Genomic DNA, 11,004 nt, shown 5'->3' on the forward strand with positions numbered 1-11,004 from the left:
CCATGCTGACTTACCCCAATTCCAGTGCGATGGACGCCACGGCGTCCTCGGGCGGGCCGATCACGATCCTGCCGCAGATCCTCACCGGCCAGCCGGAGCAGATCGCGAAGCACGTCCTCGAAGTGCTCAAGAAGGCCAACGAGTTCCTCACCATGTACAACGAGGTGACGAAGGCCGCCGAGCAGCTCGGCAAGATCTGGTCCGGCGCCGCGTCGGATTCCGCGCTGAAGAAGATCACCGACTCCCTGAACTCGCTGACCAAGATCATCCAGGTGGTGCAGAAGGGCGCCGAACTGCTCGGCATCGCCGGGACGCTGATCAAGACCGCCCAGACCGCCTACAAGGCGGTGGTGTCGGCGGTGAACCCGACGGTCGCGGGCCTGATGTCGAATCCGTGGACCTACGGTGCCGCGGTCGCGCTTTCCACCGCCACCAGTGCTTCGCTGCGCGCGTTCATCACCGCGATCGGCGCGCTGCTGAAGGCGCTCGGCGTGGTCGACCTCGCCAACCAGATCACCCAGATCGCCACCATCATCGGCGAGGTCCAGAAACTGTTCGGGCACGACGCCGCCGGGGACAACGGCGCGGCGGGCAACTCGGCGGTCTCCGGTACCCCGGTCACCAATCCGCAGGCGCCGGGTTCGGTCGCCAGCGGTTCGGGACAGGCGGCCATCGGCGGCTCCGGTGGCGGAGCGGGCGGTGGTTCGACGCCGGGCGAGACGCCGCCGTTCACCCAGTACCGGCCGCCGGCGCTGGGCGGAAACGGATCCCAGGGCAACTGGCCCGGCGGCGCCGACGCTTGGATCCCGGTGGACAGACCCTCCGGCGGGGGCGCGGGTTCCGGAGGCTCGTACCCGGGCAACGGGAACACGGTCACCATCACCACCGACCTGAGCACCGGCAAGTCCACCGTGCAGGCGCCGGGCGGCCAGGACATCGATATCGACATCGACATGAACTACGGCGGGAAGCACTTCGAGCAGCACATCGACATAGATGCGGGTGCTGACTCACCGGCGAAGGGCAGGTAGCCGTGTGGGGGAGCGGTGTGGTCGACGCGTCGGGCGTCGTCAGTTCGATCCTGTCGAATTACCGGCGGCTCGTGGTCGAGTACCAGCGGCGGGTCACCGGTGATCCTTCGGCGCTGACCGCGGCCGGTCAGCGGTGCGGCGATCGGGCGTCGACGGTTTCGGGCCGGGCCGACGAGATCGGCAAGGCGGCGAAGGCGCTCAACGCGTCTTGGGAGGGCGACGCCTACACGGCGTTCTCCATCTCCGCCGCGAAACTGAGCCAGGAACTCGGCGAGCTCGGCGCGAAACTGAGCGACCAGTCGAACCGGCTGCGGGCGGGCGCACAGGCCCTGCAGGGCGCGAAGTCCTGTGTGGACTCGATCCTCGCCCAGTTCGACCAGTACGCCGCGCAGCTCGTCAGCCAGGCGCGGACGGCGAACGCGAACGCGGTCAACGCCTTCATCTCCGCCGCCCGCCAGCTCGGCGAGCGGGCCGCGCAGGCGGCACAGGAGATCGCCGACGAGCTGAGTGAAGAACTGGCGCGGCTGTTCCCGCCGGAGGGCACCGGCCGGATCGAGCACGAACTCGGCAAATGGGGCCGCGGCCCGTTGTACTGGCTCAACGGTGAAACCCTCGACGGCCGCAAACGTCCGCGCTCGCATCCTTCCTGGTTCGGCAACTCCGGCTGGAAGAAGCTCACCTGGGACGGTCTGGAAGGCACGCGCGCCCCGCGTGCGGCTGACACCCCGTTCGGCAGGCCGAAGCCGGAGAGCCTGGGCGAAAAGGCCTGGGGCAACACCGAGATCACCTACGCCAAGTGGAAGCAGGAGCAGGACGGCTTCACCCCGGGCTGGGACGCCAAGATCTCCTCGCAGGGCTGGGACGTCAAGGCGTCCGGGCACGCGGAATTGGCCGCCTTCAAGGAAGAACTCGAACGCAAGGGCGAATGGGGCGTCGCTTCGGGCAGCGCCAAGGGAACCGCGTTCGTCGGCGGTGAGGTGAACGGGTCGCTGCAGGCGGGCGCGCACGGGGTCGGTGTGCACGCCAACGCCTTCGTCGGCGGCAAGATCGAAGGCGAAGTCGCGGCGGACGTGGCCGGGGTGGGTGTCGGCGCGAGCGGGACCCTCCAATATGGACTCGGCGCGCAGCTCGACGGCCAGGCCGTCTACGACGCCGGACATATCAAGGTCAACTTCAAGGCGGGCGTCGCGCTCGGCCTCGGTGCCGGGATCGGCGCGAAGATCGACATCGACCTGCCGAAGATCGCGGACACCGTCGGCGAGTACGGCGGCGCGGCCGTCGACGCGGTGAGCGGCGCGGCAGGCCAGGCGGCGGACGCCGTCGGCGAGGCGTGGGACGACGCGATCACCTATGTGGGCACGTGGTGACGGGGATGAGCGAAGCGATGACGCAGGACCGGGTCTCCCTCCCGCTGGGGTTCGACATCCCCGAGGGCTGGGTGCCGGTCGAGCCGGCGTCCGTCGGTGCCGAAGGCGCGGTCTTCGTGGCGGTGCGCTCCGGGACTCACGCGGAGTTCACCCCGAACATCGTCCTGAGCATCGGGCAACGGCCCGACCGGACGGAGATCACCGGTATCGCCGACGAGGCCGTCGAACGCCTCGGCCGGTCCACGGCCGCGCTCGAAGTGGTGCGGCGCAAGGTGATCGGCACCGGGATCGCGCCGGGGGTGACGCAGGTGCTGCGCATCCGCACCGGCGAAGGACAGGATCTCGTACAGACGCAGGTGTTGCTGACCGTGCCGGGGGCGACCCCGGCCGAGCGGCTGATCCTCGAAATCGCCTGTACCGCAACGCCCGAGGCGGCCCGTGGCCTCGGCGACGACTTCCGGCGGTTCGTGGGCAGTGTCCACGTCCGGCGGGATTTCACCGCAGATGAAGGAGAAGACTCGTGACCACCGACCCCTACGCCATGCCGGACATGGACGAGTTGCTGGACCAGGTCCGCAAGCAGACCGAAGAGGTGCAGCGCATCCAGCGTTCGGTCGAGGCGATGGAGGTCAAGGCGCACTCGCGGCAGAACGAGGTCACCGTCGTGCTGCGCGGTGACGGCCGGTTCACCTCGATCGACATCGATCCGCGCGCGGTGCGGCAGTACGACGCGCGCAACCTTTCGGAGATCGTGCTGGAGGCGGTCAACAACGGGCTGCAGAAACTGGCCGAGGCCAGCAGCGCCAAGTTCGCCCCGGTCATCGAGTCCGCCAAGTCGATCGAAGCATGACGGCCGCGATCGCCGGCTCCACCCGGCGCGTCACGGTGGTGACACCGAGGGCGCGCGTCGACGTGGCGCTGCCGCAGCAGAGCACGTTCGCCGAACTCGTCCCGCAGCTCGTGCGGCTCGCGGGTGCTTCGGGGCAGGCGTCGGCCGAGCATCCCGGCTGGGTGCTGTCCCGGCTCGGCGGTGCTCCGCTCGCGCTCGGGCTCACGGTCGCGGCGGCACAGGTGCGCGACGGTGAAGTTCTCCATCTGACCCCGCGGGAACGCCCGCGGGGTCCACTGCTGTTCGACGACGTCGTCGACTCGATCGCCAGCGTCGCCGAGTCGGGCACCGGGCGGTGGGGGCCGTCGGTGGCGCGCAAGGCGGGCATCGTCGCGTCCGTGGTGCTCTTGCTCGCCGGAGGGCTGCTGGTGCAGGCCGCGGCGTCCGGCAGTGTGCTGGCGCCGATCGGCACCGGGCTGCTCGCGCTCGTCCTGGTGCTGGGCGGTGGCGCGCTGAGCCGCGCGTACGGCGACGCCGAGGCCGGTGCCGCCGGCGCGCTCGCGGGGGTCGGCGCGGCCTTGCTGGCCGGGATGTCGATCCTGCCGCCGCATCCGCTGTTCTCCCTGTCGGCCGGGCCGCTGGCCGCCGGACTCGCGATCGTGACCGTCTACGGCGTGATCGCGGCCGTTTCGGTGGCGGACCGGCTGCCCTGGTTCGTCGCGGTGACGGTGGCGGCCGGGCTCGGCGCGATCACGACCGCCATCGTCCTGCTGGCCGACGTCCGCCCGGTTTCGGCGGCCGCCGTGGTCGCCGTCGTGGCGACGGCGCTGGCCGCGGTCGCGCCGATGATGGCGCTGCGGCTCGGCAGGCTGCCGCTGCCCCGGGTGCCCGACGACATGGACGCGTTCCGTGCCGACGAGAATCCCTCCCTCGGCGAGGACATGGTCGGCGGCACGACCTACGCGCAGGCGTTGCTGACCGGGCTGCTCGTCGCGCTCGGGCTCGTCGTGGTTTCGGCGTCGGTGGTCCTGTCTTCGTCCGGTGGGGCTTGGGAAGCGGGCTTGTGCGCGCTGCTGGGGCTGGCGCTGATGCTGCGCTCGCGCGCCTTCGCCGGCCGCTCGCAGCGGGTCGTGCTCATCGGTTTCGGTGCCGCGGCCCTGGCGGCGGCCGGATTCTGGCTCGTCGCGAGCGGTCCGCGATCGTACGTCTTCGCCGCGGGCTGTGCCGTCGTCGTCGCGGCGGCCGTCTGTCTCACCTACGCGACGCGTGTCGCGAAAGGACGTCGTTCTCCTTACTGGGCAAGGACTCTCGATATCGTCGAGTTCCTGGTGCTGCTCTCGCTGATCCCGTTCGTCGGAATGATCGCCGGCGTCTACGAGGCCGTGCGGGGCTGATCGCTCCCTTCCCCGCGATTCGTCATCTGGTTGCGGTAGCACCCCGCGCGACTACCGCAACCAGATGACGAATCGCGTTACGTCCGTGGAGGACTCCTTCCCTACCCTCAGAGAAGAAAGGAGTCCTCCACGGACCGTCCCCTCAGTTCTCCAGCGCCAGCGGAAGGGTCCGCCGGACCGCCGCCGCGTGCCGTCCGTGCAGCGGGGTCACCGCGACCTCGCCCGGCCGCGCCGGTTCCGCTCCCGGTCGCCCGCCGACCCGGATGGTGACCTCGGACTTCTCACGCCCGCCGGGGGAGCGGTACAGCGTGTACGAAGTCGCGGTGAACGCCGAGCCGGGGACGAGAAGATCCAGTGTCCGCGCGAGATCCCGCTCCGACCGGGGCCGGTAGCAGACCTGCGACGCGCCGCCCCAGTCCCAGGAACGCCAGCCGTCCACCGGCGCGTCCTGACCAGTGCCGAGCGCGACACGCAGGTTTTCCGCCACCTCGCCGGCTTCGAGCACGGTGCTCTCGAACCCGGCTTCGGCGAGCGTGCCCATCAGGCGTAGCGCCGCGCAGGCGGTGCTACGCAGGGCGCCGAGTTCTCCGCCGCCTCTGGCGAGCGCGGCGATCGGCGCGTCCTCGGGCCGGTACCGGACGGTGAGCCAGCGGACCCGCAGCAAGGACTGTCCATTAGGGACGGTCCAGGTCAGCAGTTGCGCGCTGGACAAGGGAATCCCGGTGCTCGTGTACGCCTCGCGCAGAATGCCGACGAGCGTGTCCGGCGCGGGTGTCACAGCGCCGGGGGTGAGCCGCACGATGGCGCTCCACCCGTCGCCGACCTCGGCGACCCCGAAACGGTTGCCCGCGCGGTCGACGTGCTGGCGCACCCGGACGGGGCCGGCGAGCCGGTGCAGCGGATCGGGGATCTCGTTCTTGTCGCGGCGCTTCAGCCGATATCTGGCCCAGGTGAGCGCCCAGCCCGCGGCGTGGCGTCCGGCGAAGCGGACCGAAGTCGTCAGCACGAGGACGCCGGAGACGGCGACGATGCTGATCCACGCGCCCTGCGGGATCCCGTCGACGGTGAGGGCCAGCAGGATCGCGATTCCGGCGATCTCCCAGAGCGCCGCCTGCAGCGGACGGATCGGCAGCAGCCACGGCAGCGGCGCCGCGCCCGCGATGCCGCGTGGGGGCGCCTGTTCCGGGACCGGGCGGGCCGGGGCTTCAACCGACAAGGAATTCCCCTCCTCCGTGCACGCGCACGACGGTAGCCGCGCCCCGCGCGGGGGAGGGGCGTAAAAAATACCCTCACCGTGAAACCGGGCCGGAACCTAACGTGAGCACCCTTGAAACGGGCGGGCACGAACGGCGGGGGACGGGAGCGTGTGGACGCAGCGGGACCAGATCCAGGCCTACCAATTCCTCCGCAGGAGACTGGTTTCGGCACTGGTCTCGGCTGACGCCAACCATCCGGTCGCCCCCAGCCGCAGGCTCGTCATCGGGACCCTGTGCGGCCTCGGCGTCGCGTTGCTGGTCACCGCGGTGTTCGGCGTGATCGGCCTGCTGAACCCCTCCGGCGGCAAGGACTGGCTGGCGGGCGGCAAGGTGATCGTCGAAGAGGGTACCGGCGCTCGCTACATCCTCGGCCAGGACGGCGCGCTGCATCCCGTGCTCAACTACGCCTCCGCGCGCTTGATGGCGGGCGGCAACGGCGAGGCCACTGTGACCGTCCCTTCGGACAAGCTCGCGAAGGCGCCGAGGGGTTCGCAGATCGGCATTCCCGGCGCCCCCGATTCGCTGCCCGCGGCGGCCGCGCTCGTGAACACGCCGTGGACAAGCTGCTCGCGGACGACCCAGGACGCGCCCGCGTCGGCCGAACCGGAGACGACGGTGCTCCTCGGCGCGCCCGCCGCCGGGGTCGACCTGCCGAGGGATCAGGCCGTCGTGGTCCGTGTCCCCGACGGCGAGCGCTACCTCGTGACGGCGGGACGCCGCTACAAGCTCACGCCGGAAGCCGCCACGGCGCTGCAGTTCGACACCTATCCGGTGATCGCGGTGTCCTCCCGGTGGATCGGTACCGTCGCCGCCGGACGCGATCTGGCCTACCGCGCGGTCGAAGACGCCGGACGGCCCGGCCCGAAGGTCGGTGGCACCGCGACGAAGGTCGGTTCGGTGCTCGGCGTCGTCGACGCGATGGCGTCGCCCGGCGACGCGACGTCGTACTACCTCGTCCGCGCCGAAGGGCTCGAACCGATCGGCCAGACCGAGGCGAGCCTGCTGATCAACACCCCGGAGAACGCGGACGCCTACACCGGTGTCCCGGCGCCCGTCGCGGTGCGCGCGGCCGACGTCGCCGCGGTGCCGAAGGTCGCCAAGGCGAGGACGGGCGGGGCCGATCCCGCGGAGTATCCGGACCGGATCCCGCGAAAAGCGCCCGTTACCGGACAGTCCGTGACCTTATGCGCGCAGGGTTCTCGAATCGTTATCTCCGCACAGGTCCCCTTGCCGCAAGGTGCGAAGGCGATCCCGGTGACGGCGCGGACGGACGCGCTGGTCGCCGACGCCGTCTTCGTGCCTCCGTCGGGAGGCGCGGTGGTGGCGGAATCCGGTTCCGGCACGGTCTACGTCGTCACCGACACGGGCCTGAAGTACCCGGTGGCGAGCTCTGAGGCCCTCGCTTCCCTCGGATACGGCCAAGCCGAACGGCAACCGGTTCCGAATGGATTGCTGGCACTGGTGCCGCGCGGGCCCGCGCTGGATCCGGCGCAGGCAGGCCGTGCGGTGTCCGCGGCGGTGGGTGGGACGGGGTGATGGGGAACGTGCAAAGGACCGAAGACAGGCCGGAGACCGACCGGGTCGACGTCGCGGTGATCGAAGACCACCCGCTGTACCGGCACGCCGTGGTCCGGGTCCTCACCGAGGCCGAAGGGATCGAGCTGGGCGCCGTGGTCGATTCGGTCGCGCGGTTCCACGTCCATCCGCAACCACCCGGCAGCGTGGTGCTGCTCGACCTCGGCCTGCCGGGGATCGCCGGGGCGGCCGCCGTGCTGCAGGTCGCCGAACTCGGGCATCACGTGCTCGTGGTGTCCGCGCAGGCCGAGCCCGAGCAGGTGCTCGGCGCGATCGCCGCCGGTGCCAAGGGTTTCCTGTCCAAGGACGTCGACGTCGACGAGCTGCTGACCGCGATCAGGACGGTCGCGCGGGGCAGGGCCTACGTTTCGGCGGTGGTGGCCGGGATGATCATCAAGGACAACGCCGACCGCCCCGCCGCGGCTCCGGACGTCGCGCTCTCCGCACGGGAGAAACAGGTCCTGCGGCTCGTCGCGGCGGGCGAACGCGACGTCGACATCGCCCGCATCCTGGGCATCGGAGTTCGGACGGTCCGCGGTTATCTGGACCGGATCCGTGACAAACTCGGAGAGAGAAGGCGGGCCGGTCTGGTCCGCAAGGCCATCCAGCTCGGGCTCGCGTCTCCGCCGGAGGTGCCCGGCCCGTCTCGGCCGATCGCGCCCCGCGCCGACGCGGGCGGATTCGAAGGACGCCGGTGAACGCAGACGAGCAGCAGCCGAAACGCACCACGCCGATCAACGTCGGGGTGATCGAAGATCATCCGCTGTATCGGGACGCCGTCGCGCGCGTCCTCACCGAAGCGCCCGACATCGCGTTGGGCGCCGTCGCCGACTCCGTCGCGCGGTTCGCCGTCCAAGAGCAGCCGCCCGGCAGCGTCGTCGTCCTCGACCTCAAGCTGAGAGGGGTCCAGGACGCCGCGGCCGTGCTCGAAGTGGGGCAGATGGGGCACAAGGTGCTCGTGGTGTCCGCGCACGCCGAGCAGCCCGAGGTACTGGGCGCCATGCAGGCCGGAGCGAAGGGCTTCCTGTCCAAGGACGTCGACGGCGACGAACTCCTGCGCGCCATCCGCACCATCGCCGAGGACAACGCGTACGTGTCGCCGACGCTGGCCGGGATGATCATCCAGGACAGCGAAGACCGCCACGCCGGGCCCAAGATCGTCCTGTCCGAGCGGGAAAAGCAGGTCCTGCGGCTGGTCGCGGCGGGCGAACGGGACGTCGACGTGGCGGAGATCCTGAACATCAGCGTGCGGACCGTGCGGTCCTACCTCGACCGGATCCGGGACAAGACCGGGGAGCGGCGGCGGGCCGGATTCGTCCGCGTGGCGATCCGCGAAGGCCTGCTGCGCTAGAGGCGCCGCCCCGAGAAGTTCACCCGCAGCGTGTAGACCGAACTGCTCGCCGTGATGAACAGGTCGTTCCGCCGCGGCCCGCCGAAGGTCAGGTTCGAACAGACCTCCGGCACCCGCAGCTTCCCGATCCGCGTGCCGTCGGGCGCGAAGCAGTGCAGCCCGTCGTGCGCCGCGGCCCAGACCCGGCCCGCGGCGTCCACGCGCACGCCGTCGAAGCCGCCGGCGTCACAGGTGGCGAAGATACCGCCGCCGGAGAGCCGTCCCTTGTCCACGGAGAAAACCCTGATATGGCTGGGTTTCTGCCGCGTGTCCGCGATGTAGAGCAGCGACTCGTCCACCGAGAACGCGAGCCCGTTCGGCCGCGAGAAATCGTCCGCGACGATCCGCACCGAACCGTCCACCGGATCGACCCGGTAGACGTGGCAGGCACCGATCTCGCTTTCCGCCTGGTGCCCTTCGTAGTCGCTGTCGATGCCGTAGCTCGGGTCGGTGAACCAGATGGCGCCGTCCGAGGACTCGACGACGTCGTTGGGGCTGTTGAACCTCTTGCCCTGATAGGTCTCCGCGAGGACGGTGGTCGTGCCGTCGTGTTCGGTGCGTGTCACGCGGCGGCCGCCCTGTTCGCAGCTGACGAGCCTGCCCTGGCGGTCGACGGTGTGCCCGTTGTGGAATCCGGCGGGCTCGCGGAACACGCCGACCGCGCCGGTGGTCTCGTCCCAGCGCAGGACCCGGTCGTTCGGGATGTCGCTGAACACCAGGTACCGGCCTGCCGGGAAGTAGGCGGGCCCCTCGGTCCACCGGCAGCCGGTGTGCAGCCGTCGCATCCACTCGTCCCCGTTGACCCGGGCGAACCGCTCGTCGAGGACTTCGAACTGCGCCTTGACCATGTCCATGAAAACCCCAGTGCTCTGAATGAGATATTGCGATCATCATGAACCGCCGAACTTGATATGGTCAACCCATGGATGACGTAGATCGCATGCTGCTCACCGCGTTGCAGCAGGACGCGACTCAGGCGTACGCCGCGCTCGGCAAGGCGGTCGGGCTGTCCGCGGGCGCCGCGCACGAGCGGGTCCGCAAACTGCGCGAACAGGGCGTCATCCGGCGCACGACCGTCGACGTCGACCCGGCGGCGGTCGGGCGGGGCGTGATGGCGTTCGTGCTGGTCGAGGCGGGCTCGTGGATGGGCGACGCGCCGACCAAGGCCGCGCTGGAGGCGTTGCCGGAGGTCGTCGAGGCGCACATCATCGCGGGCCCGGCCTCGCTGCTGGTGAAGGTACGCACGCCCACCACCGAGGAACTGCAGGCGTCACTGCGCAGGCTGTACGCGATCGAGGGCGTCACCGGGACTCAGACGATCGTGGTCCTCGAATCCTTCTTCGAGCGCTCCGTGAACGCTAGAGGCGACGGTTCGCCAGAACTCCCGTCGCCGCCCGCGCCTTCGCGCTGACCGCCGGATCCACGTCGACGACCACCAGTTCCGGCCCGGCGCCCAGCTGGGTGTGCACGCGGCCGAAACCGTCGGACACCGTGGAGTAGCCGATCCCGGTGGGCGCCTTGGGGTTCACCGGGGTCGAGGTCGTGGCCGGATCGGCCTGCCCGCAGCCCAGCACCCAGCAGCCGGAGTCGAGCGCGCGGGCGCGCACCAGCACCTCCCACTGCTCGCGTTTGCCCTCGCCCGCGCCCCACGACGTCGGCACGAGGACGATGTCGGCGCCGTCGTCGGCCAGCTTCCGGAACAGTTCGGGGAAGCGGATGTCGTAACAGGTCGCGACGCCGAACGTGATCCCGTCGACCTCGAAGGTGACCGGCGCGGTACCGGGCGCGACCGTGTCGGACTCCGCGAACCCGAAGGCGTCGTACAGATGGATCTTGTCGTAGCCGAAGTGCTGCCCCGCGCCGGTGACGAGCAGGGTGTTGCTCACCCGCCCGTCGGGCGACGGCGTGAACATGCCCGCGACGACCACGACGCCGTGCTCTTCGGCGAGGGCGGCCACAGTGGACGCCCACGGTCCGTCCAAAGGCTGCGCGACCGGCCCCAGTGGGATACCGAAGCGCGCCATCGCCGCCTCCGGGAACACGACGATCCGGGCGCCTTCCCCCGCCGCGGCCGTCACGCCCTCGCGAATCAGCTTCAGGTTCGTCTCGGGATCCTCGGCGGCCGTGAGCTGGCACAACCCGATTCGCGGCACGGAGGCCTC

At 70.6% G+C, this 11,004-nt stretch carries 12 protein-coding genes; 9 read left to right on the forward strand and 3 right to left on the reverse strand.

From position 1 onward, the window contains the following. The first annotated feature begins 2 nt into the window (after positions 1-2). The 5 genes from CVV72_RS00205 to eccD are packed head-to-tail and all read left to right on the forward strand — an operon-like array spanning position 3 to position 4,621. Positions 3-1,031, forward strand: a complete 1,029-nt coding sequence (locus CVV72_RS00205; protein ID WP_219150260.1) for a hypothetical protein — start codon at positions 3-5, stop codon at positions 1,029-1,031. Positions 1,032-1,048: 17 nt separating this feature from the next. After that, on the forward strand, positions 1,049-2,398 hold the full coding sequence (locus CVV72_RS00210) for a WXG100 family type VII secretion target (protein WP_219150262.1): 1,350 nt from the start codon (positions 1,049-1,051) through the stop codon (positions 2,396-2,398). A gap of 5 nt (positions 2,399-2,403) precedes the next feature. After that, positions 2,404-2,922, forward strand: a complete 519-nt coding sequence (locus tag CVV72_RS00215) for a hypothetical protein (protein WP_219150264.1) — start codon at positions 2,404-2,406, stop codon at positions 2,920-2,922. Continuing rightward, positions 2,919-3,248, forward strand: coding sequence for a YbaB/EbfC family nucleoid-associated protein (locus tag CVV72_RS00220; protein ID WP_016336001.1), 330 nt, complete (start codon positions 2,919-2,921; stop codon positions 3,246-3,248). The genes CVV72_RS00215 and CVV72_RS00220 overlap by 4 nt, the downstream gene beginning before the upstream one ends. Next, positions 3,245-4,621, forward strand: a complete 1,377-nt coding sequence (eccD, locus tag CVV72_RS00225; protein ID WP_219150265.1) for a type VII secretion integral membrane protein EccD — start codon at positions 3,245-3,247, stop codon at positions 4,619-4,621. The genes CVV72_RS00220 and eccD overlap by 4 nt, the downstream gene beginning before the upstream one ends. 142 nt (positions 4,622-4,763) lie before the next feature. Here the strand turns inward: eccD and CVV72_RS00230 are convergent, their stop codons facing one another. Further along, positions 4,764-5,837, reverse strand: a complete 1,074-nt coding sequence (locus CVV72_RS00230) for a type VII secretion protein EccE (protein WP_219150267.1) — start codon at positions 5,835-5,837, stop codon at positions 4,764-4,766. 148 nt (positions 5,838-5,985) lie between these two features. Between CVV72_RS00230 and eccB the strand changes: the two genes are divergently transcribed. Genes eccB through CVV72_RS00245 form a run of 3 tightly spaced genes read left to right on the forward strand, consistent with a single transcriptional unit; the run spans position 5,986 to position 8,803 of the window. Then, positions 5,986-7,413: a type VII secretion protein EccB gene (eccB, locus tag CVV72_RS00235; RefSeq protein WP_219150269.1), complete on the forward strand. Its 1,428-nt coding sequence runs from the start codon at positions 5,986-5,988 to the stop codon at positions 7,411-7,413. Further along, positions 7,413-8,150 carry a response regulator transcription factor gene (locus CVV72_RS00240; protein WP_255632424.1) on the forward strand — a complete coding sequence of 246 codons (738 nt, stop codon included), beginning with the start codon at positions 7,413-7,415 and terminating at the stop codon, positions 8,148-8,150. The genes eccB and CVV72_RS00240 overlap by 1 nt, the downstream gene beginning before the upstream one ends. Then, a complete protein-coding gene (locus CVV72_RS00245) occupies positions 8,147-8,803 on the forward strand; it encodes a response regulator transcription factor (protein WP_034319368.1) in 657 nt (218 codons plus the stop codon). Before CVV72_RS00240 ends, CVV72_RS00245 begins: the two co-directional genes overlap by 4 nt. Here CVV72_RS00245 and CVV72_RS00250 read toward each other — a convergent pair. Beyond that, positions 8,800-9,696 carry an SMP-30/gluconolactonase/LRE family protein gene (locus CVV72_RS00250; protein ID WP_219150272.1) on the reverse strand — a complete coding sequence of 299 codons (897 nt, stop codon included), beginning with the start codon at positions 9,694-9,696 and terminating at the stop codon, positions 8,800-8,802. The genes CVV72_RS00245 and CVV72_RS00250 overlap by 4 nt on opposite strands. Before the next feature lie 68 nt (positions 9,697-9,764). Between CVV72_RS00250 and CVV72_RS00255 the strand changes: the two genes are divergently transcribed. Next, the gene (locus CVV72_RS00255) at positions 9,765-10,253 is read left to right on the forward strand and encodes an Lrp/AsnC family transcriptional regulator (RefSeq protein ID WP_219150274.1); all 489 of its coding nucleotides are present in this window, start codon (positions 9,765-9,767) and stop codon (positions 10,251-10,253) included. Here CVV72_RS00255 and CVV72_RS00260 read toward each other — a convergent pair. Further along, complete coding sequence (locus CVV72_RS00260; RefSeq protein ID WP_219153736.1) at positions 10,201-10,995, reverse strand: carbon-nitrogen hydrolase family protein; 795 nt, start codon at positions 10,993-10,995, stop codon at positions 10,201-10,203. The genes CVV72_RS00255 and CVV72_RS00260 overlap by 53 nt on opposite strands. Positions 10,996-11,004 lie beyond the last annotated feature (9 nt).

Source organism: Amycolatopsis sp. TNS106 (genome assembly GCF_019330265.1).
In the GTDB taxonomy this organism is placed as follows: Bacteria; Actinomycetota; Actinomycetes; order Mycobacteriales; family Pseudonocardiaceae; genus Amycolatopsis; species Amycolatopsis lurida.

What these genes read in the sequence shown, in the direction of transcription:
- CVV72_RS00240 (WP_255632424.1), top strand. Translation starts at nt 7,413, where the DNA reads ATGGGGAACGTGCAAAGGACCGAAGACAGGCCGGAGACCGACCGGGTC.
- CVV72_RS00250 (WP_219150272.1), bottom strand. Translation starts at nt 9,696, where the DNA reads ATGGACATGGTCAAGGCGCAGTTCGAAGTCCTCGACGAGCGGTTCGCC.
- eccD (WP_219150265.1), top strand. Translation starts at nt 3,245, where the DNA reads ATGACGGCCGCGATCGCCGGCTCCACCCGGCGCGTCACGGTGGTGACA.
- CVV72_RS00215 (WP_219150264.1), top strand. Translation starts at nt 2,404, where the DNA reads ATGAGCGAAGCGATGACGCAGGACCGGGTCTCCCTCCCGCTGGGGTTC.
- CVV72_RS00255 (WP_219150274.1), top strand. Translation starts at nt 9,765, where the DNA reads ATGGATGACGTAGATCGCATGCTGCTCACCGCGTTGCAGCAGGACGCG.
- CVV72_RS00205 (WP_219150260.1), top strand. Translation starts at nt 3, where the DNA reads ATGCTGACTTACCCCAATTCCAGTGCGATGGACGCCACGGCGTCCTCG.